Raw genomic sequence first — 23,496 nt, forward strand, 5'->3', positions numbered from 1 at the left:
TACCGCATTCGCGAGCAAGCCCGCTCCCACAGTTGTTTCTGCGCTATGCCCTCCTGCGCGTAAAACCCTATACAATGTGCGACTTTTAGCGATCCCCTCCAAGGAGCCTTAGTGAGCACGTTGCCACCCTGCCCGAAATGCAATTCCGAATACACCTACGAAGACGGTGCCCAACTGATCTGCCCTGAGTGCGCCCACGAGTGGTCGGCCAGCGGCGAAGCTGAAGTGGCATCCGATGATGCCGTGAAGAAAGACTCGGTCGGCAACGTGCTGCAGGACGGCGACACCATCACCGTGATCAAGGACCTGAAGGTCAAGGGCACCTCGCTGGTGGTCAAGGTCGGTACCAAGGTCAAGAACATCCGCCTGTGCGACGGCGACCACGACATCGACTGCAAGATCGACGGCATCGGCCCGATGAAGCTCAAGTCCGAGTTCGTCAGAAAGGTCTGATCCTGCTGTCAGCCATCCCGCGCCCGACGCGGGATGGTGCTACGCCCTCCCCGCTTTCCCCTCGCGCATTCTCGCGTAATAGCCAGACGCCAGCCGTTTTGACCTTACGCAATCTTTACCCGGAAAAAATCGCATTCCGCCAATAGGCACTTGCTATTTGACGAATAAGAATTATTCTCATTGAAACCTTTCAAGGAGATGAGACCCATGACTTATTTGATCGACGCCTGGCTGGATCGCCCACACCCGTACCTCAGGATCCTGCATCGGGAAACCGGCGAAGTCTGTGCGGTACTGGAAGAAGAAGCCTTGCATGAGCTGCAGGATCAGGGTGATCTGGACGTCAGCAGCCTGAATTCCAGCGAACCGCTGGTGCTCAAGGAACTGGTGCGCAATCTATTCCTGTTCTGCTATGCCCGGGCCTTGCGCCCGACCAATGAGCTGCATCACAAGATCGAAATATGAGTAGCGCGGTAAAAACTGTGGGAGCCAGCCTGCTGGCGAAAGCGCTGTGTCAGGCAACGCATTGGTTGACTGAAAAGACGCCTTCGCGAGCAAGCCCGCTCCCACATTATTGACCTGCCACTAGGGCAGGCCTGGAATTACAGAACGTCCAGCAGCTCGACGTCGAATACCAGAACGCTGTGCGGCGGGATGCTGCCAACGCCTTGAGCGCCGTAAGCCAGTTCGCTCGGCACGTACAGGCGCCATTTGCTGCCGGCGTTCATCAGTTGCAGGGCTTCGGTCCAGCCGGCGATCACGCCGCCCACCGGGAATTCTGCTGGCTGGCCACGATCGTAGGAGCTGTCGAACACAGTGCCGTCGATCAGCATGCCGTGGTAGTGAGTACGCACGGTGTCTTCACGGGATGGCTTGGCGCCTTCGCCCTGGGTCAGCACTTCGAATTGCAGGCCGGAAGCCAGGGTGGTGATGCCTTCTTTCTTGGCGTTTTCAGCCAGGAAAGCACGGCCTTCACCGGCAGCCGCTTCAGCTTTGGCGGCGGCTTCGGCTTGCATGATCTCGCGGATAACCTTGAAGCTGGCGGACATGGCTTCCTGATCGACACGGCTTGGCTTGCCGGCGAATGCGTCGGTCAGACCGGCCAGGATGGCGTCCAGGCTGACACCCGGTGGCGGGTTGTCGCGCAGCTGGTCACCCAGCTGACGGCCGATACCGTAGCTGACGCGGGTTTCGTCGGTGGACAGATTTACTTCGGACATGACACTGCTCCGCTGTGCGGACGGCCATCAGACTTGCCGTGCGTGCACAGCGCGTCCCGGCGCGCCCGGAACCTAAAAGGGCGAGCAGACTAGCACAGATGCCCAGCGATGGGGCGCAAGGCCTACAGGGCTGAACGCCAGGCCAGCGGCACTTTCAGGCTTTCATCGACGCTGCCGCCCAGGCCGCACATCTCGTCGTGCACCGAGGTGTGCACAAGGTTGAACGGCAGCACCGGAAAGTTATGCAGCAAATCCCGGGCATGCTCCACTGAGCGCAGCTGCAGCATCTCGCCCTTGAAATCACTCAACGGATACGCCGCCCCGTGCATCCGGGCCTCAAGCAGATAAATCCCGCCCTCCATGGAGATCAGGTTCAGCTCATCGACCTTTCTGGCGATGGCAAACGCATTCAACTCTTGCAGGTTCATGAACACACCTCGTGCAGTGGCGAGCCAGGACCTCTACAGGGATATGCCCGCGCGCACCAAAGCACAAGCCACAAACGACACCGCCCGTCTGTTTCGCAACAGACGGGCGGTGTTTTTGCAGCGATCAATCAATGATCAGTGCTTGGTGAGCTTGTCCAGGTAACCCATCGCGAACGCCGAAATCACGAAGGTCATGTGGATGATCACGTACCACATCAGGTGCTCGGGATCGACGTTCTTGGCATCCATGAAGATCCGCAGCAGGTGAATCGAGGAAATCGCCACGATCGACGCCGCCACTTTCATTTTCAGCGACGAGGAGTCCATGGTGCCCAGCCAGCTGAGCTTCTCTTTGCCTTCGTCGATGTTCAGCTCGGACACGAAGTTCTCGTAGCCGGAAATCATCACCATCACCAACAGGCCGCCCACCAGCGCCATGTCGATCAGCGACAGCAGCACCAGAATCAGCTCGGACTCGGCCATGGAGAACACGTTGGGAATGACATGAAACACTTCCTGGAAGAATTTCAATGCCAGCGCCAGCAGCCCGAGGGACAGCCCGATATAGATCGGCGCCAGCAGCCAGCGCGTGGCGTACATTGCATTTTCGATAAAGCGTTCCATTGACTCTCACACAATAAGGATTGAAATCGGTGGCGAGTATACCAGCCGCCCGTGACAGCCAGAAACCGCCCGGCTCGCACCTCCAATCACCGCAACCTGCGTGTGTAGGTGATTTTATTTCTGCTACTGTCCAAACCATTGACCGCCTAGCGAAAGTGGACAGGACGACTGGAAATGCATGTGCGATTGCCGTTGACGACTACCGGAATTTGCCTCGCTCTGCTGCTGGTCGGCTGCTCGCCCGGCGAAGAGAAAAAACCCTCGGTCAGCCTCGAAGCAAAGACGGCAACCTTCGAAATTTCACTCGACGCCATCGCCGACCCGAAACTCAAGGACGCCGTGACCGAACTCGGTGGTTCGCTGCTACTGCTTGAACGCGCGCAGCTCAAGCTCGACAGCACCCCGCTGAAAACCGTCTACGGTGAAGACGCCCTCGGCATCCTCAAGCACTACCCTTCGCCGCAGGCGCTGGTCGACACTTTCATCAACGGCCTGTTCGTGCTGCACAAGGACGCCAGCTCCGACTACCTCACCGACCTGCAACCGGTGTTCCCGTTCAACCTGAACATTCCCGGCGGCTTTCTGTTCCCGCATGGCGTGGAATGGCAGTCAGTGACCCTGAGCAACAAGCGCGTGATTGCCTATCAGCCGGAGTGGTCGGAAACCGATCCCGGCATTCAGTTGAGCCCGTCCAGCTCCAATGTCACCAACCCCGATGACCTGACCGTGACCTACCCGTTCATCGAAGGCCTGAACGTGGACAAGAAGACTCAGCCGCAACCGGTGAGCCTGCAGGGCAAAGTCGAAGTCATTACCCCGCGCCGCTTGTTCAGCTTCAACCTGAGCCAGAAGGACGTCGGCCAGACCCGCACCGATGACAACCTCAGCGTCACTCTGCTGAAGCTGGAAAAGAACTACGCCGAAGTCGAGTTCAGCAACAGCCTGCCACTGGCACCCGAGGTTGAAGGCGCGCAGCTCAATCCGTTGATCGTTCAGGCCCGCGACACCACCGGGCACTATCTGGTGCGCGCCGGTTCGATCAATGAGAGCCCGGCACAAGTGGCTTTCTACGAGAAACAACTGGCGCATCTGCAACAGCAGAAAACCTGGAGCGAGGCGCTGGAAAAACAACTGGAGGAGGAACAGCACGCCTTCGAGCAGCAACATCCACGCCGCTACAACAAGGTCTACTTCAACGGCCCAATCGACACCCTGGAAGTCAGCGTGCTGGATTTCTCATCGGCAACCGTAACCCGCAAGGCGCTGGATCTGCCGGTGCGTACCTTCAGTCAGCACACCACGGACAAAACCATCCAGCCGCTGGACCCGGCGGTGGTGGTGTATGACGATATGGCGCCGAACTGGCTCAAAGGCGCGAGCCTGACCGAGGAGGAGCTGAAGGCCGGCATTCGCATCCATCAGTCCGTGGAAGAGCCCAGCGCCGCACGCATCGAGTTCTCCCACCGGCGAACCTTCAACGATGAGCTGCTCGGTGATGACTTCAACCCGGGAGAAAGCCCGGTGACGTTCTTCACCGAGAAACGCAGCGGCAAACTCGATGAGCCGATCGAACTGCCACCCGAGGCCTATCAGGTCGATCCGCTGCAAGCGACCATCACGTACGATTTGAACCTGTTCCCGGAAACCCCGGCGATTGCCGTGGGGTCGATGCCGCTGTTTCTCGCGACCATCGACAAGCAAACCTACGACGCCAAGTCGCTGCCCAAAGGCCTGGAGATCAAGAACAACATGCTGGTGGTGGATCTGAAACGATTCCCGGCCAACGCCTGGCGATTCTTCGTCAAGGACGACAGCGGCAACTACCTGAAACAGATTCTCTCAGTCAGTCATGACGCGAGTGCAGAAGGCCCGGCGCTATTCGGCGTGCATTACTTCTATGGCCGTCCAACGCAGGTGGAGACCTATCAGCGAACCGAACTCAATACCGTGCAATACGGCTTTGAGGTCAAGCTCGACAAGGCGCAGGTGCCCGACACTGCACCGTGATTGCGCCTAGTGGTCGAACAAGCCAACCGTACGCCCGCGTCCGCCGTTGATCTGGCGCAGCTGTGCCTGCAGGTGCAGGCTCCAGATCTGTGGATCGTCGGCCAGCTCGTAACCGTGCATCGTCAGGCTTTCCACAATGGTGTCGAGAATAGACTCGGCGGCGACCGGCCCGTGAAACGGGCCTTGGGCCTTGATGGCGGAAGGTTGTTCACCGGCCATGCCGGCGGCGAAGAGCAATGTCCACATGCCGTTATCGCCGGCCAGCGGTTTGACGGCGCATTCGATGCGGGTCACAAGACCCAGGCACTGACGGGTGAGGCAGAGGTTGCGCGACATGGCGGCGACCCTCGGTAAAGCCTGTATTCAGCCTTCACGCGAAGGCTGTTTCGATCCAGTGATACTGTCGATGTCCTTGAGCTGAGAATAGAAGAAAAGTCCGCCGCGCAAGCCGGATAGAACCAGAAGGCGCCGAATGGTCATTGTGTGAATTCTGACGCCAGAGTAGTGGCACTTTTCCCTGAGTTACACCAAAAAACAAATGTAGGAGTGAGCCTGCTCGCGATAGCGGTATGTCAGAGCAATCATTCGTTGACTGACACTCCGCTATCGCGAGCAGGCTCACTCCTACAGTTTGACCGCGTTGAGGCTTACGCAGGTTTGGCTTCTACCAACGCCTCCTGCGCCAACTCCTTCTCGGCCTCTTTCAGATCGTCTTCGCTGATCATCTCGGCAATCACCCGCAGACGCTCGACCACGCGCGCGTTGACGCTGCCCTCGGGGAACTGACCGTCAGCATCCGGCTCACCGGCCGGCTCGCCGACCAGCAGGCTGAGCGCTTCGTCAGCCTGCCGCACCGCGTACACGTGGAACTGCCCGGCGCGCACCGCCGCCAGCACCTTCTCGTCGAGCATCAGCGTGGCGACGTTGGCCTGCGGAATGATCGCGCCCTGTTCACCCGTCAGCCCGCGTGCTTCGCAGAGACGGAAGAAGCCTTCGATCTTCTCGTTGACCCCGCCGACCGCCTGCACTTCGCCGAACTGGTTGATCGAGCCGGTGATCGCAAAGCACTGCTTGAGCGGGGTTTTCGACAGCGCCGAAATCAGCGTGCAAGCCTCGCCCAGCGACGCACTGTCGCCATCAACGTAACCGTAGGATTGCTCCAGCGCGATGCTCGCGGAAATCGCCAGCGGAAATTCCTGAGCGTAACGGCTGCCCAGATACCCGGTGAGAATCATCACGCCCTTGGAGTGGATTGGCTGGCCGAGGTTGACCTCGCGCTCGATGTCGACAATGCCGCTGCCGCCCGGGTACACCGTGGCGGAAATCCGCGCCGGCACACCGAACGCCGAATCACCGACCTCGAGCACGGTCAGCCCGTTGCACTTGCCGACCGCGGCGCCGTCGGTGTCGATCAGGATGATCCCGGCGAGCATGTCGTCGAGAATCCGCGCCGACACACGACCGGTGCGAGTGGCCTTGGCTTTCAATGCGCGCTCGATATGCCCGGCATCAGTCATTTCATCACCGGCCAGATGACGAATGAAGTCCGCCTCGCTGACCAGTTGGAACAGATCGCCGATCCGCGCCGACAAACGTCCCTGATGCTCGGCCAGCCGCGCGCTGTAGGTCGCCAGACGCGCCACCGCATCGGCGGTCAGCGGTGCCATGCCTTCTTCCGAAGTGCGGGTTTTCAGCAACTGGGCAAATTGCTCCAGGCTTTCGTCGACCATCGGGATGTCTTCGTCGAAGTCGACCAGCACGCGGAACATCTCCTGGAAGTCCGGATCCAGGTCCTGCAGCGTGTAGTACAACTGTCGCGCACCGATGATGATGACTTTGACCTGCAACGGAATATGTTGCGGGTTGAGGGTCACGGTGGCGAAACGGCCCATCTCGCCCAGCGGCGACTCCATTTTCAGTTTGCGCGATTGCAGGGCGCGCTTCAGCGCGTCCCACACGAACGGCTCGCTGAGCATTTTTTCCGCTTCAAGAATCAGAAAACCACCATTGGCCCGATGCAAAGCACCTGGGCGCAACTGCCGATAAGTGGTGTAGAGCGCGCCCTGATCGGTGGTGTACTCGATGCGCCCGAACAGGTTTTCGTAAGTCGGGTGCGGCTCGAACACTACCGGCGCTCCGCCGCTGGCCGGATGACCGACCACCAGGCTCGGCGCGTATTGTTCTTCCAGCAGCTTGCGCGCCACGGCGTCGGTCTTGCTGTCGTCGACCAGTTGCTCGACCACGGTTTTCAGCAAGTACACCTGCATCGCTTGCAGGTAACCGCAGACTGCAGCGTTCTCCGCGTACTTCTCGGACAACGGCGAGAGCAGTGGCTGCAAGGCCAGGGTGATGGTTTCTTCGTTGAGCTGACGCAGTTGATTGTTCGACTCGCGCTTCCACTGCGGCAGACTGGCGAGTTCTTCGTTCAGACGCTCTTCGAGGCCGGAGATGTCTTCGTGAAACCGTTCGCGCTCGGCTTCCGGCAATTGGGCGAATTCCGCTTCATCCAGCGCCTTGCCTTCAAGCATCGGCGTGAAAGCGATATTGCTGCTGTCGCGGTACAGGGCGACGTCCTTCTCCAGCGCCAGCCGCTCGATGATATCGAGGGCCTTGTCGTAGCGCTGGTTGAAAGCGCGGTCGATGGCGCTTTTCTTCTGCTGGTAGGACGGGTGTTCGAACACGGCCGGAAAGGTTGCCAGCAGGTTATCGATCAGGCCGTTGATGTCACCGATGAACGAAGCCGCCGTGCCAGAAGGCAATTCCAGCGCGCGGGGCTCGCGCGGCTCATCGAAATTGTTCACGTAGACCCAGTCCGCCGGGGTCTGCAGACGCTTGCCTTCAGCCTTCAGGTAGCGTTTGACGAACGAGAAGCGGCCAGTGCCGGGCTCGCCCATGACGAAGACGTTGTAACCGGGGCGTGGCATTGCCACACCGAACTGCAAGGCTTCGACCGCACGTTCCTGGCCAAGCACACCGCGAAAGGGCTCCAGATCATTGGTGGTAGTGAAGCTGAACTGTTCAGCGGAAAACGGACGAGTCAGCGCTTCAGGCGCTATACGCAGGCTGGCAGCAACAGGATCAGGCATCGGGCTTCCTTAACAATCAGGCGGGGCAGATAGCGGCATTCTGGCGCTGCCCGTGCCCCACTGGCAAGGCGCGCCACACGACAAAGCATAGACAACCGGGTGACCCTGCCCCGCCCCCCGGCAAATCGAGGTTATCGCCAAATCTTTTGTAAAAACTCACGGAACCCCAAGAACGTGCCTAAACTCCAAACTGCGCGGCTGGAACTAATACTGGCCCACTGGCACCGTCAGGTGTCAGAACCCTGTCCATTGGTATGCACATAAAGAGAACAAAGCTATGAAACGGATTCTTCTCGGTACTCTCTTCACCGCTGTATCCATCAACGCCATGGCGCAAGCCCCGGGTGGCCCGGATTGCGGTTGGGGCAACATGCTGTTCGAAGGTCAGCGTGGCACCCCGGCACACTTCCTGGCATCCACCACTAACGGCACCTCCGGTAACGCTACGTTCGGTATGACTTCCGGCACCAACGGTTGCTCGACCAACGCGTCGCTGACCTACGGCGGTAAATCCTGGTTCGCCATGAATGGCATGATGAACGAGCTGTCCGAAGACATGGCCAAGGGCAACGGCGAAGCGCTGACGACCTATGCCGTGGTACTGGGCGTGGCGCCGGAAGACCGTGCGCACTTCGCTGCTGTCACTCACGAGCATTTCCAGCAGATCTTCAGCAAGGCTGACGTGACCGCAGAAGACGTGCATACCAACACCCTGGCCGTGCTGAAGTCGGACCCACGTCTGGCCAAGTACGCAACTCAGGCTTAAGCTCGACCCCACCCGCTTCTTTCGGGAAGCGGGTTTTGTTTTTTATGGCCCGCCCTTTTTGAGCGATGCAGGTCAGTTGTGACATGCGCTGAACCCTGTGGCGAGGGAGCTTGCTCCCGCTGGAGTGCGCAGCGCTCCCGGTTCTTTTAAACGGGGCCGCTGCGCGCCCCAGCGGGAGCAAGCTCCCTCGCCACAGGTTCGGTGCTGTTTGACTTGTCTGTATTAACGCCCGGGGTCTTTGTTTTTCTTTCGACTTAAGTTGCCATTTATGCTCAAACGCCTTGCCTGGCTGGCGCTGTGTGTCTGCGCCCCGCTGTCCGCCGCGCCTCACATCGACCCTCAACGTTTGCAGCAACTGGCCAACGACCGCTTCTGGATTTCCCTCGGTCACTACGAAACCGCCAAGCTCGGCGGCTGGCGCAGTTATGTCAGCGACAAGAAATTCTTTCTTGCGCCCGATGGCAACGAACACCCCGACAATGAACTGGCCGCTACGGTACAGGCGCTGTACGCCCCGACCAGTCTCGGCGAGCAACATGCGCAATGTGTTTATCCGGCCCGCACCCGTTGGCTGAAAGCACAGCTCAATCTCAGCGATCTGCCGACACCTGCATGCGCCGAATACAAGAAGTGGTTCAAGGACGTCTCGCCGCACAGCGCAGTGATGATCTTCCCGGCGGCCTACCTCAACAGCCCGTCGTCGATGTTCGGCCACACCCTGCTGCGCATCGACCAGGCTGACGTGCAGGCCGACAAGACCTCGCTGCTCAGCTACGCAATCAACTTCGGCGCCTACATCGAAGGCTCCGACAACAGCATCCTCTACGCCTGGAAAGGCTTGATGGGCGGCTACCCGGGGCTGTTCGCGCTGGTGCCGTATCAGGAAAAACTTTCCGAGTACCGCAGCCTGGAAAACCGCGACCTGTGGGAGTACCGGCTGAACCTGACGCAAGCAGAAACCGCGCGCATGGTCGAGCATGTGTGGGAGCTGAAGCAGATCCAGTTCGACTATTTCTTCTTCGACGAAAACTGCTCCTATCGCCTGCTCGAACTGCTGCAAGTGGCGCGTCCGAGCCTGCGCCTGACCGAGCAATTCCCGCTGACCGCTATCCCTACCGACACAGTCAAAGCGGTGAAAGAGGCCGGGCTGGTGGAAAGCATCGAATATCGTCCGTCCCGCGAGCGTGAATTGCTCAGCCGCGCCGAACCGTTGAACAGCGATGAACAGCAATGGGTGCTGAAGGTCAGCGCCGATCAACAGGTGTTGCAGGAGCCGACCTTCAAGGCCCTGCCCCGGGATCGCCAGGCGCTGATCATCGATGCGGCGTATCGTCTGGAACGCTACCGCGCCAACGGTCAGGAACGTGATGCGCAACGAGCGCAGCGCAGCTTTGAACTGCTGCGGGCGATCAACAAGAATCCGGCACCGGAGCTGCAGATCCCGCAACCGGGCCTGCCCGAAGACGGCCACGAATCACGCACCTGGCAGGCCGGCGTCGGCACCCGCGGTGATCGTGCGTTCGGTGAGTACGGTTTGCGCATGGCCTATCACGATCTCAACGACAACGCCGAAAGCTTCCCGCTCGGCGCGCAGATCGAAATCCTGCAGATGAAGTTGCGTCAATACGAAGGCAACCAGTGGCAATTCCAGCAACTGGACCTGGCGACCATCCGCTCGCTGACCCCGCGCAATGAGCTGCTGCAGCCACTGTCGTGGCAAGTCACCGGCGGCCTTGAGCGGGTGCCGGGCAAGCATGATGACGAGACGCTGGTCAGCCACGTCAACGGCGGCGGCGGCGGCACCTGGGCGCTAGGTGATGACGTATTGGGTTTTGCCCTCGGCACCGTGCGCGTTGAACACAACAATGACTTCGCCGAATTCGTCTCCCCGGCCGGCGGTTTCAATACCGGTGTGTTGTGGAAAAACCCGCTGGGCAATCTCAGCCTGGAAGCCAAGGGCGATTACTTCTTCAATGGTGAAGTGCGCCGTAGCTTGAGCCTGAATCAGCAATGGGAGCTGTCGCGCAACCTCGGTTTGCGCCTGACGGCACAGCGTGAGTTCAGCCACCTCGCCACCCCGGAAACCGAGGTCATGCTTGAAGTGAAGTGGTATCACTACTGACCTGAAGCGCAATCAATAACCCCTGTGGGAGCGGGCTTGCTCGCGAAGGCGTCGTGTCAGGCGATTCAAATCTCGACTGATCCACCGCTTTCGCGAGCAAGCCCGCTCCCACAGGGATCTCCAGTGTTCAACGAATTACTCACATGCCTTTCACCAACGCCCGACGAATCCGCTTCTAGACTTTCCCCATAAGCCGAGAATCGGCGCAGGAGAGTGCGATGTGGCGGTGTGCGGGGCTGTTGGGTGTTTTGCTGTTGCTTGGGGGTTGCCAGACCACCCATGAAGACTTGATCGCCAAAGGTTATCCGCCAGCCTTCGCCGACGGCTTTGACGATGGCTGTGTCAGCGGCCGGCAAGCCGCCGGTTCGATCAGCGGCGAGTTTCGCAAGAACGTGCCGCGCTATCTCAAAGACAAGCAATACGCCGAAGGCTGGACCGACGGCTTCCGCCAGTGCCAGGCGATGCTGGAAAACAAGGATCGCGAGGAGTATCGCAACGAGCACTGGGACGAACGCGAGCGCGCCTGGCAGCAGCAGAAAGATCAGGACGCCGGGCGGGCTTATCGCGCGCAATAGGTCGCTTCCAGACATCCAGTGAAACCAAATGCCGGCGACCATGGCCCAAACTCTATGCACAGGAGAACAGCATGAGCCGCGCTTTCGTCAACGAGGACAACGCCGCCGCGCAAGCCGATCAGCCCGTCGAACGGCAGGTCAGCGCGCAGCCCAATTACGTCACACCGCAGGGATTGGCGCAGTTACAGGCCAAAGTCGCCGAACTGCAAGCCCTGCACGCCGAGCAATCGGCCAAGGGCGAACAGGCTGACAAGCAACGTCTGGCCGATCTGCAACGGGATCTGCGTTACTTCAACCAACGCCTCGCCAGCGCGCAGGTCGCTGCCCCCGCGACTTCTACCGACAAGGTGCAGATTGGCAGCTGGGTGACGTTTGCCGACGAACACGACACCGAGAGTCGGGTGCAACTGGTCGGCGAAGATCAGGCCGACGCCAGTCAGGGCCTGATCAACTGGGCTTCGCCGCTGGGCCGGGCGCTGCTCGGCGCCCGGCTCAATGACGAAGTCCTGTGGCAGCGCCCCGCCGGCGATCAGATGATTGAAGTGATTCGCATCGAACCGGCTTAAACCACACCCTGCGCGAGCATGGCATCCGCGACTTTGACGAAGCCGGCGATGTTCGCGCCTTTGACGTAATTGATCCGCCCGTTCTCTTCGCCGTAATGTACGCAGGCGTGGTGGATCGACTGCATGATCGCGTGCAGCTTGCTGTCCACCTCACCCGCCGTCCACAGCAGGCGCATGGCGTTCTGCGACATCTCCAGACCGCTGACCGCGACCCCGCCGGCGTTCGACGCCTTGCCCGGGGCGAACAGAATGCCGGCCTCGATGAAGATATCCACAGCCGCCAGCGTGGTCGGCATGTTCGCGCCTTCGGCCACGCACACGCAGCCATTGCGCAGCAGCGTACGCGCGGCGTCGGCGTCGAGTTCGTTCTGCGTGGCGCAGGGCAGCGCGATGTCGCACGGCAGCGACCACGGCAACTGACCGGCGCGGAACTCCAGACCGAACGCGGTGGCCAGTTCGCTAATGCGTCCGCGTTTGACGTTTTTCAGTTCCAGCAGCGCCTGCCACTGTTCTTCGCTCAGGCCCGATTCGCAGTACAACGTGCCTTCGGAGTCGGACAGCGAAATCACCTTGCCGCCCAGGTCCATGACCTTGCGCGCGGCGTACTGCGCGACGTTGCCGGAACCGGAAATCGCCACACGTTTGCCTTCGACGGTCTGCCCGCGGCGCTTGAGCATCTCCTCGGCGAAGTACACGCAACCGAAACCAGTGGCTTCCGGACGAATCAGGCTGCCGCCGTAGGTCATGCCTTTGCCGGTCAACACGCTGGTGAACTGGTTGTTCAGGCGTTTGTACTGGCCGAAAAGGAAACCGATCTCCCGTGCCCCGACACCGATGTCACCGGCCGGCACGTCAACGTCGGCGCCGATGTGGCGGTACAGCTCGCTCATGAACGCCTGGCAGAAACGCATGACTTCGGCGTCGCTCTTGCCCTTCGGATCGAAGTCCGAACCGCCCTTGCCGCCACCCATTGGCAACGAGGTCAGGGAGTTCTTGAAAGTCTGCTCGAAGGCGAGAAACTTCAGCACGCCCAGGTTCACCGATGGATGGAAGCGCAAGCCGCCCTTGTACGGGCCGATCGCGCTGTTCATCTGAATGCGGAAACCGCGATTGACCTGGACCTTGCCCTGATCGTCGACCCACGACACGCGGAACACCACTGCGCGCTCCGGCTCGCAGATGCGCTCCAGAATGCCCGAGGTCAGGTAACGCGGATTGGCTTCGAGAAACGGCCACAGACTGCGCAGGACTTCTTCAACGGCCTGGTGGAATTCGGGCTGATCCGGGTCGCGTTTTTTCAGGCGGGCGAGGAAGGATTCGACGGATTCGATCATGGGAAAAGTCTCGGCAAATTTATTGTCGTTGGAAGCGATTGAGCCGGACTGTAGCAAACGATTTACGCACAGGAACAGCGCAAAATGTCGCAGTTATGAAATTAAATGGTGCGCAGGATATAAATCAGGCGGCTTTTTGAGCTGATTCTGCACCTGAATGGGGAGGTCAAATTGAAGTGATGCACCAACAGTTACACCGATATCGCGAGCAGGCTCACTCCTACAGGAGACCGTATTTCAATTGTAGGAGTGAGCCTGCTCGCGATGGCCACGACTCGGTATCACTGAAAAAAACTCAAAAAAAACGGAGCCCGAAGGCTCCGCTTTTTCAAACCACCAACCCGAATCAGGCCAGTTTTTTGTGGCGTACCCGGTGTGGCTGGGCCGCCGCTTCGCCAAGACGCTTTTTGCGGTCGGCTTCGTACTCGGTGTAGTTGCCCTCGAAGAACACCGCTTGCGAGTCGTCTTCGTACGCCAGGATGTGGGTCGCGACGCGGTCCAGGAACCAGCGATCGTGAGAGATCACAATGGCGGCGCCCGGGAAGTCCAGCAGGGCTTCTTCCAGGGAACGCAGAGTTTCAACGTCGAGGTCGTTGGACGGTTCGTCGAGCAGCAAGACGTTGCCGCCCTCCTTCAGGGTCAGCGCCAGGTGCAAACGACCGCGCTCACCACCGGACAGGTCCTTGACGAACTTCTGCTGGTCGCCGCCCTTGAAGTTGAAGCGACCGACGTAAGTACGCGACGGAATCTCGTAGTTGCCGATGCGGATCTGATCGGAACCGTCGGAGATCTGCTGGAACACGGTTTTGCTGCCATCGAGGTCTTCGCGGCTCTGGTCAACGCAGGCCAGTTGCACGGTTTCGCCGATTTCGATGCTGCCCGAATCCGGAGTTTCCTTGCCCATCAGCATGCGGAACAGGGTCGATTTACCGGCACCGTTACCACCGATCACGCCGACAATGGCGCCCTTCGGCATGGAGAACGACAGGTTGTCGATCAGGACGCGATCGCCGTAGCCCTTGGTGACGTTCTTGAACTCGATGACCTTGTCGCCCAGACGCGGACCGGCCGGGATGTAGATCTCGTTGGTTTCCGAACGCTTCTGGAATTCCTGCGACTGCATTTCTTCGAAGCGTTGCAGACGTGCCTTGGATTTCGACTGGCGGGCTTTCGCGCCTTTGCGCACCCACTCCAGTTCTTCCTTCATGGCTTTTTCGTGAGCCGACTGCTGCTTGGATTCCTGCGCCAGACGATCGGACTTGGCTTCGAGCCAACCCGAGTAGTTGCCCTCGTAAGGAATACCCGCGCCGCGGTCGAGTTCCAGAATCCAGCCAGCAACGTTATCCAGGAAGTAACGGTCGTGCGTGATCGCGACCACGGTGCCCGGGAAGTCGTGCAGGAAGTGCTCCAGCCACGCCACCGAATCAGCATCCAAGTGGTTGGTCGGTTCATCGAGCAGCAGCATGTCCGGGGCGGAGAGCAGCAGACGGCACAGGGCCACACGACGTTTTTCACCACCGGACAGGTGTTCGACCTTGGCGTCCCACGCCGGCAGACGCAGGGCGTCGGCAGCGACTTCCAGTTGACGCTCCAGGTTGTGACCATCGCTGGCCTGCAGGATCGCTTCGAGCTTGGCCTGTTCGGCAGCCAGCTTGTCGAAGTCGGCATCCGGGTCAGCGTAAGCGGCGTAGACCTCGTCCAGGCGCGCTTGCGCATCCTTGATCACGCTGACGGCTTCCTCGACCACTTCACGCACGGTCTTGGTCGGATCAAGTTGTGGCTCTTGCGGCAGATAACCGATGTTCAGATCCGGCATCGGACGGGCTTCGCCCTCGAACTCGGTGTCGACGCCGGCCATGATTTTCAGCAACGTGGATTTACCCGAACCGTTGAGGCCGAGCACGCCGATCTTGGCGCCGGGGAAGAACGACAGCGAAATGTTTTTCAGGATTTCCCGCTTCGGCGGAACAACTTTGCCCAGCCGATGCATGGTGAAGACGTATTGAGCCATGGAGAACCTTGGGTCAGTGACAGATGAATGATTGGAGCGCAGGCGATGCCCGGCCAGACCGATGCGCGTCGTTCACTTGATGGTCATCAATGCGTGCGCGCGGAAAAAAGTCTGATTCTAGGAGCTGGGCCAGACGCTGTTAAAACGTAACGAGCGAAGGAAAGACAAGGCGGAAACAGGCGAGGACGCGGAGTTTACGGGTTGTAAATGAGCAGTCCGAGCCTGTTTTCAACGCAGTATTTCCGAGCGCAGTAGTTTTAGCAGTGTCTGGGCTCCCGCGTAACCGGCAAAGCTACCTTAATGACGGAAGGCAGTCCAGCCGAGTGGGGCTGGCACTTCGCCACAACTCAAGGCATGCTAGCCGCCCTTCGGGCGTCCGGCTTATAGTGCACGTCGCGCCAGTCCAGCCAAACCGCAGGATTTCAGCTTGTCCAACGTTACCCCGCCAGCTTCTGTGAGCGCGTCCAATCCGGGGACCGGCTCGCCCCTGCGCGGAACATTGAAGGGTGCATTGGCGACGCTGGTACTTTTGCTGCTGGCCCTGCTGTTCTGGCAACTGCTCGATCAATTGCGCGAGACCCAGAAAAACCAGCGCCAGTACACCATCGACTACACCGCCGACCTCGCCTCGCAGGTCAGCCTGAACATGTCGCTGAATGCGCAAATCGCCCTCAACCTGCTACCGATCGTCGAACAGCCGCAGTCGTCCGACGAACAACAGGCGCTGCTGCGCAAGCTCCAGCAATCGCTGCCGGAACTGCGCAGCCTGGCCCTGCTCAGCCCCTCCGGGAAAATCCTCAACGACAGCGCCAGCGACAGCCACGACGCCGATTACCTTGGTGAACTGGTGCGCCGCAGCCGCGCTCAGGCGCATTACTTCAGCAACGCCGACGACGGTTCGGTGGTACACCTGTTATTGCATCAGGCCAGCGGCAGCACGCGCGGTTATTGGGCGTTGCGCCTGACCCCGACGTTTTTCGATTCGCTGACCCAGCAGGGCGAAACCGGCATCCGTCCGTTGTGGCTGGTGGAAAACCGTCTCAACCATCAGATCATCAGCCGCGACGAGGCACGGCCTTCGGCCCGGCCTGGCGTCTTGAGCCCGGACGACATGGCCAACACCGTGCTGACCGTGCCGTTGAGCAGCAGCGACTGGCAGTTGCGCGGGCTGTTCGACCGCCAGCGCGTGCTCGAAGAACTGCTGCCGGCGTTTATCGGCAAATGCCTGTTGGGTCTGGCGTTCTCGATGCTGCCGGTGATCGCTCTGCTCAACATGCGCCGGCGCCAGCGCCAGTTACATGAAGGCCGCCGGCGTTATCAGGACATCTTCGAAGGCACCGGCGTCGCCCTGTGCGTACTCGACCTGTCGGGCCTCAAGCAGTTGTTCGACAAGGCGCAGATCCAGACCAGCGACCAGCTCAAGGCCTGGCTCGACCAACCGGCCCAGCGCCAGCAATTGCTGCAGGAACTGCGCGTCACCGAGGTCAATCAGGTGGCGCTGCAACTGCTCAACGTCAATTCCTGCGAGCACGCCTGGCAGTTGCTGATCGACGGTCAGCCGCACAACCAGTGCGCCATCGGCCACCAGGTGCTCGACGCGGTTCTGCAGCAACAGAATCAACTGGAACTGGAAATCAGACTGCCGGACATCAACGGCCGCGATCAGCATCTATGGATGGTCCTGCGCCTGCCACAGGAACAGCACGACTACAAAGCGGTGATTCTGAGCATCAACGACATCACCAGCCGCAAGCTGATCGAACTGTCGCTGCTGGAGCGCGAAGGCTTCTGGTCGGACGTGGTGCGCACTGTGCCGGATCATCTGTACGTGCAGGACGTCATCAGCCAGCGGATGATTTTCAGCAACCACCACCTCGGCCAGACCCTCGGTTACAACCGCTCCGAGTTGCACCAGATGGGCGAGTACTTCTGGGAAATCCTCCTGCACCCGGAAGACGCCGACTATTACCACCGCTCGCGGCAGATGCAGCGGCACGCCGGTTACAGCCAGTTGTTGCAGTGCCAGTTGCGCTTCCGCCATCGCGACGGCAAGTGGCGGCGCTTCGACATTCGCGAGCAGGCCCTGGCCCGTGACAAACATGATCAGGTCACGCGGATCATCGGCGTGGCCAAGGACATCACCGAGCAGATCGAAGCCAGTGAATCCCTGCGTGACAGCGAGCAGCGCTACCGCATGCTCGCCGAAAGCATCAGCGACGTGATTTTCTCCACCGACAGCAAGCTGTCGCTGAACTACGTCAGTCCGTCGGTGCAAGCGGTACTGGGTTACGACGCCGAGTGGATTTTCCAGAACGGCTGGCAATCGACCATCGCCAACCCGCAGCAGCTGTCCGGCATCTACACCTTGATGGATCGGGTCAGCAAAGCGCTCGACAAGCCTGAGCAACTCGCGCAGCTGCGAAGCCAGGTACAGACGCAGATGTTCCTGTTCGACTGCCTGCGCGCCGACGGTCGCAAGATTCCGATCGAGCTGCGCCTGGTGCTGGTGTGGGACGAACACGGCGCGTTCGAAGGCGTGCTCGGCGTCGGCCGCGACATCAGCCAGCAGCGCCGCGCCGAGAAAGACCTGCGCATGGCCGCCACGGTATTCGAGCACTCGACCTCGGCGATCCTGATCACCGACCCCGCCGGTTACATCGTGCAGGCCAACGAAGCCTTCAGCCGGGTCAGCGGCTATGCCGTATCCGAAGTACTCGACCAGTTGCCGAACATGCTCACCGTCGACGAACAACAGGACGCGCACCTGCGCTACGTGCTCAAGCAACTGCACCAGCACAGCACCTGGGAAGGCGAAGTCTGGCTCAAGCGGCGTAACGGCGAGCATTACCCGGCGTGGGTCGGCATCACGGCGGTACTCGACGATGAAGGCGATCTGGCCAGTTACGTGTGCTTCTTCAGCGACATCAGCGAGCGCAAGGCCAGTGAGCAGCGGATTCACCGCCTCGCCTACTACGACGCCCTGACCCACCTGCCGAACCGCACGCTGTTCCAGGATCGTCTGCACACCGCGCTGCAATCGGCCGAACGGCAGAAGTCGTGGGTGGTGCTGATGTTCCTCGACCTCGACCGCTTCAAGCCGATCAATGACTCCCTCGGCCATGCTGCGGGCGACCGCATGTTGAAAGACATGGCCACGCGGCTGCTGGCCTGCGTCGACGATGACGATACCGTGGCACGCATGGGCGGCGACGAGTTCACCTTGCTCCTGCAACATCGTTCCAGCCGCGAAATGGCGCTGAACCGGGCGATTCATGTGGCCGAGCAGATTCTTGCCAGTCTGGTGCGCCCATTCGTGCTGGAAGGCCGCGAGTTCTTCGTCACCGCCAGTATCGGCATCGCCCTGAGTCCGCAGGACGGCAACGAACTCAGCCAACTGATGAAGAACGCCGACACCGCGATGTACCACGCCAAGGAGCGCGGCAAGAACAACTTCCAGTTCTATCAGGCCGACATGAACGCCAGTGCGCTGGAACGTCTGGAGCTGGAAAGCGACCTGCGTCATGCGCTGGAGCAGAACGAATTCGTCCTGTATTACCAGCCGCAATTCAGCGGCGACGGCAAACGCCTGACCGGGGCCGAAGCGCTGCTGCGCTGGCGTCATCCGCGTCGCGGGCTGGTGCCGCCGGGGGATTTCATTCCGGTGCTGGAAGAGCTGGGTCTGGTGGTCGACGTTGGCGACTGGGTCATCAGCGAAGCCTGCCGCCAGCTCAAGACCTGGCACCAGAATCGGGTGCGCGTGCCGAAAGTCTCGGTGAACATTTCAGCGCGGCAGTTCTCCGATGGCCAGCTCGGTACGCGTATCGCCACCATTCTGCGGGAAACCGGGCTGCCGCCGGCGTGCCTGGAGCTGGAGCTGACCGAAAGTATCCTGATGCGCGAAGTCAGCGAGGCGATGCAGATCCTCGCCGGGCTGAAAAACCTCGGCCTGAGCATTGCGGTCGACGATTTCGGCACCGGTTACTCGTCGCTGAACTACCTCAAGCAGTTTCCGATCGACGTGCTGAAGATCGACCGCACCTTCGTCGACGGCCTGCCGTCCGGCGAACAGGACGCGCAGATCGCCCGCGCGATCATCGCCATGGCCCACAGCCTGAATCTGGCGGTAATCGCCGAGGGCGTGGAAACCCATGAGCAACTGGACTTCCTGCGCGAGCACGGTTGCGATGAAGTGCAGGGCTATCTGTTCGGACGGCCAATGCCGGCGAGCCGGTTTGAAGCGCAGTTCAGCAATGATGCGCTGTTCATGTTCGACTGATTTTTTGCGGCACCGCCAATGACGCCTTCGCGAGCAAGCCCGCTCCCACATTGGAATGCACATCCCTGTGGGAGCGGGCTTGCTCGCGAAAGGGCCGGTACAGACGCCGGAAAAATCTGCGGTGCAGCCATCCCCAGCAGGCTGGCTGCCACAGGGACTTGCCGTGGATCAGTATTCTCCGGTTGAAACGCGGCCATTGTGGAGCCAGCAAAAGCACCGCACATCTGGCATGAAGGCCACTTGTCTGCGACATGATGTCGTTTCATATGCCATCCAAAACCCATTGGGTTAGAATGCCCCCCTTTTCTGCCCCCGATCCTTGAGGACCGCCATGTTCAGCCGTGATTTGACTATTGCCAAGTACGACGCCGATCTCTTTGCCGCCATGGAGCAAGAAGCTCAGCGCCAGGAAGAGCACATTGAGCTGATCGCTTCGGAAAACTACACCAGCCCTGCGGTGATGGAAGCTCAAGGCTCGGTACTGACCAACAAATACGCCGAAGGCTACCCGGGCAAGCGCTACTACGGTGGTTGCGAGTACGTCGACGTTGTTGAGCAACTGGCCATCGACCGCGCCAAAGAGCTGTTCGGCGCCGATTACGCCAACGTTCAGCCGCACGCCGGTTCCCAAGCCAACGCCGCTGTCTACCTGGCCCTGCTGCAAGGTGGCGACACCATCCTGGGCATGAGCCTGGCCCACGGTGGTCACCTGACCCACGGCGCCAGCGTTTCCTCCTCCGGCAAGCTGTACAACGCGGTGCAGTACGGCATCGACGCCAACGGCCTGATCGACTACGACGAAGTCGAGCGTCTGGCTGTAGAACACAAGCCGAAAATGATCGTGGCCGGTTTCTCTGCCTACTCGCAGATTCTCGACTTCCCGCGCTTCCGCGCCATCGCTGACAAAGTCGGTGCCTACCTGTTCGTCGACATGGCTCACGTGGCCGGTCTGGTCGCCGCTGGCGTCTACCCGAACCCGGTGCCTTTCGCTGACGTGGTCACCACCACCACCCACAAGACCCTGCGCGGTCCACGTGGCGGTCTGATCCTGGCGCGCGCCAACGCCGAAATCGAGAAGAAGCTGAACTCCGCGGTATTCCCGGGCGCCCAGGGTGGCCCGCTGGAGCACGTGATCGCCGCTAAAGCGATCTGCTTCAAGGAAGCGCTGCAGCCTGAGTTCAAGGCTTACCAGGAACAAGTGGTGAAGAACGCCCAGGCCATGGCCGAAGTGTTCATCGAGCGCGGTTTCGACGTGGTTTCCGGCGGTACCAAGAACCACCTGTTCCTGCTGTCGCTGATCAAGCAGGACATCTCCGGTAAAGACGCCGACGCCGCGCTGGGCAAAGCGTTCATCACCGTGAACAAGAACTCCGTGCCAAACGATCCACGCTCGCCGTTCGTCACTTCCGGCCTGCGCTTCGGTACTCCGGCCGTGACCACTCGCGGCTTCAAAGAAGCAGAGTGCAAAGAGCTGGCCGGCTGGATCTGCGACATCCTGGCTGACCTGAACAACGAAGCGGTGATCGACGCCGTTCGTGAGAAAGTCAAAGCCATCTGCAAGAAACTGCCGGTGTACGGCGCGTAATCGCGACGTCAAATCCGCAGCATGAAAAACCGGCCAAGTGATTGGCCGGTTTTTTTATGCCCCTGATTTCCCGTGTAGGAGCTGCCGCAGGCTGCGATCTTTTGATCTGGATCTTAAAAACAAGATCAAAAGATCGCAGCCTTCGGCAGCTCCTACGCGACTATGGCCGCCGGTCAGACCGGTCATGCCAATTTTCATATTTTCACTTGTCATCCCGAAAAAACCGAGCCTAGACTGCACCCGCACTGGACATACCGGTAAGACCACAATAATTAAGTCCTGAATCTGATGCGCCACGCGCACGGCAGCCAGGACACCGACCAGGATTCCTCCCATGCTCAGATGGTGCTCGCGTTCAATCTTCCTCCAAGTGGTTCTCGGACTGGTGCTCGGCATCGTCTGCGGGCTGACCCTTCCCGAATATTCCGCTCAGCTCAAACCGCTGGGCGACGGCTTCATTAAACTGATCAAGATGCTCATCGGCCTGATCGTGTTCTGCGTGGTGGTCAGCGGCATCAGCGGCGCGGGCGATCTGAAGAAGGTCGGGCGCATCGGCCTCAAGTCGGTGATCTACTTTGAAGTGCTGACCACCCTCGCCCTGGTGATCGGTCTGGTGTTCGCCTTCAGCACCGGGATCGGCAGCGGTGCGAATATCCATCTGGAGCAACTGTCCGCCGCCGACATGGGCGATATCGCCGAACGCGGCCAGCACATGCACACCACCACCCAGTTCCTGATGGACCTGATCCCGACCTCGGTGCTCGGAGCTTTCGCCGACAACAACATTCTGCAAGTGCTGCTGTTCTCGGTACTATTCGGCAGCGCGTTGAATCTGGTCGGTGAAGCGGCCTCCGGAATCTCGCGGCTGATCAACGAACTGAGCCATGTGATTTTCCGGATCATGGGCATGATCGTGCGCCTGGCGCCGATCGGCGTGTTCGGCGCCATCGCCTTCACCACCAGCAAATACGGCCTCGATTCGCTGCAACACCTGGGCAGTCTGGTCGGCCTGTTCTACCTGACCTGCATGGCATTCGTCAGCGTGATCCTCGGCGTGGTGATGCGTGCCTCCGGCCTGCGCCTGTGGCCACTGCTCAAGTACCTGCGCGAAGAGTTGCTGATCGTCATGGGCACCGCTTCTTCCGACGCCGTGCTGCCACAGATTATGCGCAAACTCGAACACCTGGGCATCGGCAGCTCGACCGTCGGCCTGGTGATTCCCACCGGCTACTCGTTCAACCTCGACGGCTTTTCGATCTACCTGACCCTGGCCATCGTGTTCATTGCCAACGCCACCGGTACCCCACTGGCGATGACCGATCTGCTGACGATTCTGCTGGTGTCGCTGATCACTTCGAAAGGTGCCCACGGCATTCCCGGCTCGGCGCTGGTGATTCTGGCGGCGACGCTGACGGCGATTCCGGCGATTCCAGTGGTCGGTCTGGTGCTGGTACTGGCAGTGGACTGGTTCATGGGCATCGGCCGGGCGCTGACCAATCTGATCGGCAACTGCGTCGCCACCGTGGCCATCGCCCGCTGGGAAAAGGACATCGATGTGCAACGCGCAAACAAAGTACTCAGCGGTCAGCAGGGCTACACCTTTCAACCGCGTAAAACCGGAACTCCGGCGCACCAGCAAGAGTTCTGATTTTCAACCCCGCAGGAGCTGCCGCAGGCTGCGATCTTTTGATCTTGTTTGCGGCATCCCCAACGGGCTTACGGAGCAAAACCCGTGATAACCACATCAACCGTCGTCAACTCAGTCGTAGAAAAACTGCGCGCCGCCCTCGCCCGTGGTCAGTGGCGCTCCGGCGACATGCTGCCGGGCCAGCGCGAACTGGCCGAACAACTGGGCATCAGCCGTCCGAGCCTGCGCGAAGCGGTGATTGTCCTGGAAACCCTTGGCCTGGTGCGCTCGATGCCGGGCAAAGGCGTGGTGGTGCTCGACGCCCAGCTCAGCGACAGCCAGAGCCACGACAGCGCGGTGGCCGGCGCCAGCCTCGAAGACGTGCTGCAACTGCGCTACACCCTTGAGCCATTCATCGTCGGTCTGGTGGCGCAGTCGATCAGCAGCAAGGAAGTCGGCCAGTTGCGCCTGACCCTGATGGACATGCGCGAAGCCCTCGAAGCGGGCGACAGCGAAGCCGGGGTCAGCGCCTACATCGCCTTCCACGAGGAGCTGTTCACCCTGACCTCGAACCCGATCTTCCAGAGTGTGGTGCAGCAAACCAGCAATGCCCTCAAGCAAAGCGCCGAAGTGCTGCGCAATTCGCCCGAGCATCTGGCTGAACGTCTGGAAGAAAACGAAGCGGTAGTGCGCGCAATCCGCAGCAAGAACAGCGCCCAGGCCAGCGCCGAAATGCGTCGGCACATTCTGCGCGAAGGCCAGCGGATGGGCATTGAATTGAACATTCCGGATGACAACCTCAGCCGTTGATGCACT

18 protein-coding genes are annotated in these 23,496 nt (G+C 60.2%); 11 read left to right on the forward strand and 7 right to left on the reverse strand.

Going from position 1 to position 23,496, the window contains the following annotated elements:
- Nucleotides 1-111 precede the first annotated feature (111 nt).
- Both ACS4NR_RS17525 and ACS4NR_RS17530 read left to right on the forward strand, forming a co-directional pair.
- The gene (locus ACS4NR_RS17525; protein WP_025108781.1) at nucleotides 112-453 is read left to right on the forward strand and encodes a zinc ribbon domain-containing protein YjdM; all 342 of its coding nucleotides are present in this window, start codon (nucleotides 112-114) and stop codon (nucleotides 451-453) included.
- A 207-nt stretch (nucleotides 454-660) separates the two neighbouring features.
- Nucleotides 661-918, forward strand: coding sequence for a PA4570 family protein (locus ACS4NR_RS17530; protein ID WP_003228365.1), 258 nt, complete (start codon nucleotides 661-663; stop codon nucleotides 916-918).
- Nucleotides 919-1,055: 137 nt separating this feature from the next.
- Here ACS4NR_RS17530 and ACS4NR_RS17535 read toward each other — a convergent pair whose 3' ends face one another.
- The 3 genes from ACS4NR_RS17535 to ACS4NR_RS17545 form a co-directional block, all read right to left on the reverse strand.
- Complete coding sequence (locus ACS4NR_RS17535) at nucleotides 1,056-1,673, reverse strand: FKBP-type peptidyl-prolyl cis-trans isomerase (RefSeq protein WP_003228367.1); 618 nt, start codon at nucleotides 1,671-1,673, stop codon at nucleotides 1,056-1,058.
- A 122-nt stretch (nucleotides 1,674-1,795) separates the two neighbouring features.
- Nucleotides 1,796-2,101, reverse strand: coding sequence for a DUF6482 family protein (locus tag ACS4NR_RS17540; protein ID WP_115986773.1), 306 nt, complete (start codon nucleotides 2,099-2,101; stop codon nucleotides 1,796-1,798).
- Nucleotides 2,102-2,236: 135 nt separating this feature from the next.
- Nucleotides 2,237-2,725, reverse strand: a complete 489-nt coding sequence (locus tag ACS4NR_RS17545; protein WP_007950967.1) for a TIGR00645 family protein — start codon at nucleotides 2,723-2,725, stop codon at nucleotides 2,237-2,239.
- 174 nt (nucleotides 2,726-2,899) lie between these two features.
- Here ACS4NR_RS17545 and ACS4NR_RS17550 point away from each other — a divergent pair, with 174 nt between their 5' ends.
- Nucleotides 2,900-4,732: a hypothetical protein gene (locus tag ACS4NR_RS17550; RefSeq protein ID WP_456017957.1), complete on the forward strand. Its 1,833-nt coding sequence runs from the start codon at nucleotides 2,900-2,902 to the stop codon at nucleotides 4,730-4,732.
- A gap of 6 nt (nucleotides 4,733-4,738) precedes the next feature.
- On the opposite strand, the gene ACS4NR_RS17555 is transcribed toward ACS4NR_RS17550, so the two are convergent.
- Nucleotides 4,739-5,068, reverse strand: coding sequence for a PA4575 family protein (locus ACS4NR_RS17555; protein WP_095139295.1), 330 nt, complete (start codon nucleotides 5,066-5,068; stop codon nucleotides 4,739-4,741).
- A 311-nt stretch (nucleotides 5,069-5,379) separates the two neighbouring features.
- Nucleotides 5,380-7,818 carry a Lon protease family protein gene (locus tag ACS4NR_RS17560; RefSeq protein ID WP_095139294.1) on the reverse strand — a complete coding sequence of 813 codons (2,439 nt, stop codon included), beginning with the start codon at nucleotides 7,816-7,818 and terminating at the stop codon, nucleotides 5,380-5,382.
- Between the two features lie 277 nt (nucleotides 7,819-8,095).
- Here ACS4NR_RS17560 and ACS4NR_RS17565 point away from each other — a divergent pair, with 277 nt between their 5' ends.
- From ACS4NR_RS17565 to ACS4NR_RS17580, 4 genes are all read left to right on the forward strand, one after another.
- On the forward strand, nucleotides 8,096-8,584 hold the full coding sequence (locus tag ACS4NR_RS17565; protein ID WP_007909797.1) for a DUF3015 domain-containing protein: 489 nt from the start codon (nucleotides 8,096-8,098) through the stop codon (nucleotides 8,582-8,584).
- A gap of 268 nt (nucleotides 8,585-8,852) precedes the next feature.
- On the forward strand, nucleotides 8,853-10,706 hold the full coding sequence (locus ACS4NR_RS17570; protein ID WP_456017958.1) for an Lnb N-terminal periplasmic domain-containing protein: 1,854 nt from the start codon (nucleotides 8,853-8,855) through the stop codon (nucleotides 10,704-10,706).
- Nucleotides 10,707-10,924: 218 nt separating this feature from the next.
- Complete coding sequence (locus tag ACS4NR_RS17575) at nucleotides 10,925-11,281, forward strand: hypothetical protein (RefSeq protein ID WP_115986776.1); 357 nt, start codon at nucleotides 10,925-10,927, stop codon at nucleotides 11,279-11,281.
- A gap of 71 nt (nucleotides 11,282-11,352) precedes the next feature.
- A complete protein-coding gene (locus ACS4NR_RS17580) occupies nucleotides 11,353-11,847 on the forward strand; it encodes a GreA/GreB family elongation factor (protein WP_456017959.1) in 495 nt (164 codons plus the stop codon).
- Here the strand turns inward: ACS4NR_RS17580 and gdhA are convergent.
- Together gdhA and ettA are read right to left on the reverse strand one after the other, a co-directional pair.
- Nucleotides 11,844-13,181 (reverse strand): NADP-specific glutamate dehydrogenase, encoded by a 1,338-nt coding sequence (gene gdhA, locus ACS4NR_RS17585; protein WP_456017960.1) that lies wholly within the window; start codon nucleotides 13,179-13,181, stop codon nucleotides 11,844-11,846. The two genes, ACS4NR_RS17580 and gdhA, sit on opposite strands and share 4 nt — an antisense overlap.
- 346 nt (nucleotides 13,182-13,527) lie before the next feature.
- Entirely contained in the window at nucleotides 13,528-15,192 is a 1,665-nt protein-coding gene (gene ettA / locus ACS4NR_RS17590) for an energy-dependent translational throttle protein EttA (RefSeq protein WP_041065248.1), read from the reverse strand.
- A gap of 427 nt (nucleotides 15,193-15,619) precedes the next feature.
- Between ettA and morA the strand changes: the two genes are divergently transcribed.
- The 4 genes from morA (at nucleotide 15,620) to ACS4NR_RS17610 (ending at nucleotide 23,490) form a co-directional block, all read left to right on the forward strand.
- Nucleotides 15,620-19,468, forward strand: coding sequence for a cyclic di-GMP receptor MorA (gene morA, locus ACS4NR_RS17595; protein WP_456017961.1), 3,849 nt, complete (start codon nucleotides 15,620-15,622; stop codon nucleotides 19,466-19,468).
- A gap of 331 nt (nucleotides 19,469-19,799) precedes the next feature.
- Nucleotides 19,800-21,053: a serine hydroxymethyltransferase gene (glyA, locus tag ACS4NR_RS17600; protein ID WP_003228394.1), complete on the forward strand. Its 1,254-nt coding sequence runs from the start codon at nucleotides 19,800-19,802 to the stop codon at nucleotides 21,051-21,053.
- A 334-nt stretch (nucleotides 21,054-21,387) separates the two neighbouring features.
- Nucleotides 21,388-22,701: a C4-dicarboxylate transporter DctA gene (locus ACS4NR_RS17605; protein ID WP_095139287.1), complete on the forward strand. Its 1,314-nt coding sequence runs from the start codon at nucleotides 21,388-21,390 to the stop codon at nucleotides 22,699-22,701.
- 84 nt (nucleotides 22,702-22,785) lie between these two features.
- Entirely contained in the window at nucleotides 22,786-23,490 is a 705-nt protein-coding gene (locus tag ACS4NR_RS17610) for a FadR/GntR family transcriptional regulator (RefSeq protein ID WP_095139286.1), read from the forward strand.
- The last annotated feature ends 6 nt before the right edge of the window (nucleotides 23,491-23,496 follow it).

It is taken from the genome of Pseudomonas sp. JQ36, from assembly GCF_053851495.1.

Bases quoted from the DNA above. Each gene is read 5' to 3' on its own strand.
- ACS4NR_RS17530 (WP_003228365.1), top strand. From the start codon at position 661: ATGACTTATTTGATCGACGCCTGGCTGGATCGCCCACACCCGTACCTC.
- ACS4NR_RS17535 (WP_003228367.1), bottom strand. From the start codon at position 1,673: ATGTCCGAAGTAAATCTGTCCACCGACGAAACCCGCGTCAGCTACGGT.
- ACS4NR_RS17540 (WP_115986773.1), bottom strand. From the start codon at position 2,101: ATGAACCTGCAAGAGTTGAATGCGTTTGCCATCGCCAGAAAGGTCGAT.
- ACS4NR_RS17545 (WP_007950967.1), bottom strand. From the start codon at position 2,725: ATGGAACGCTTTATCGAAAATGCAATGTACGCCACGCGCTGGCTGCTG.
- ACS4NR_RS17550 (WP_456017957.1), top strand. From the start codon at position 2,900: ATGCATGTGCGATTGCCGTTGACGACTACCGGAATTTGCCTCGCTCTG.
- ACS4NR_RS17555 (WP_095139295.1), bottom strand. From the start codon at position 5,068: ATGTCGCGCAACCTCTGCCTCACCCGTCAGTGCCTGGGTCTTGTGACC.
- ACS4NR_RS17560 (WP_095139294.1), bottom strand. From the start codon at position 7,818: ATGCCTGATCCTGTTGCTGCCAGCCTGCGTATAGCGCCTGAAGCGCTG.
- ACS4NR_RS17565 (WP_007909797.1), top strand. From the start codon at position 8,096: ATGAAACGGATTCTTCTCGGTACTCTCTTCACCGCTGTATCCATCAAC.
- ACS4NR_RS17570 (WP_456017958.1), top strand. From the start codon at position 8,853: ATGCTCAAACGCCTTGCCTGGCTGGCGCTGTGTGTCTGCGCCCCGCTG.
- ACS4NR_RS17575 (WP_115986776.1), top strand. From the start codon at position 10,925: ATGTGGCGGTGTGCGGGGCTGTTGGGTGTTTTGCTGTTGCTTGGGGGT.
- ACS4NR_RS17580 (WP_456017959.1), top strand. From the start codon at position 11,353: ATGAGCCGCGCTTTCGTCAACGAGGACAACGCCGCCGCGCAAGCCGAT.
- gdhA (WP_456017960.1), bottom strand. From the start codon at position 13,181: ATGATCGAATCCGTCGAATCCTTCCTCGCCCGCCTGAAAAAACGCGAC.
- ettA (WP_041065248.1), bottom strand. From the start codon at position 15,192: ATGGCTCAATACGTCTTCACCATGCATCGGCTGGGCAAAGTTGTTCCG.
- glyA (WP_003228394.1), top strand. From the start codon at position 19,800: ATGTTCAGCCGTGATTTGACTATTGCCAAGTACGACGCCGATCTCTTT.
- ACS4NR_RS17605 (WP_095139287.1), top strand. From the start codon at position 21,388: ATGCTCAGATGGTGCTCGCGTTCAATCTTCCTCCAAGTGGTTCTCGGA.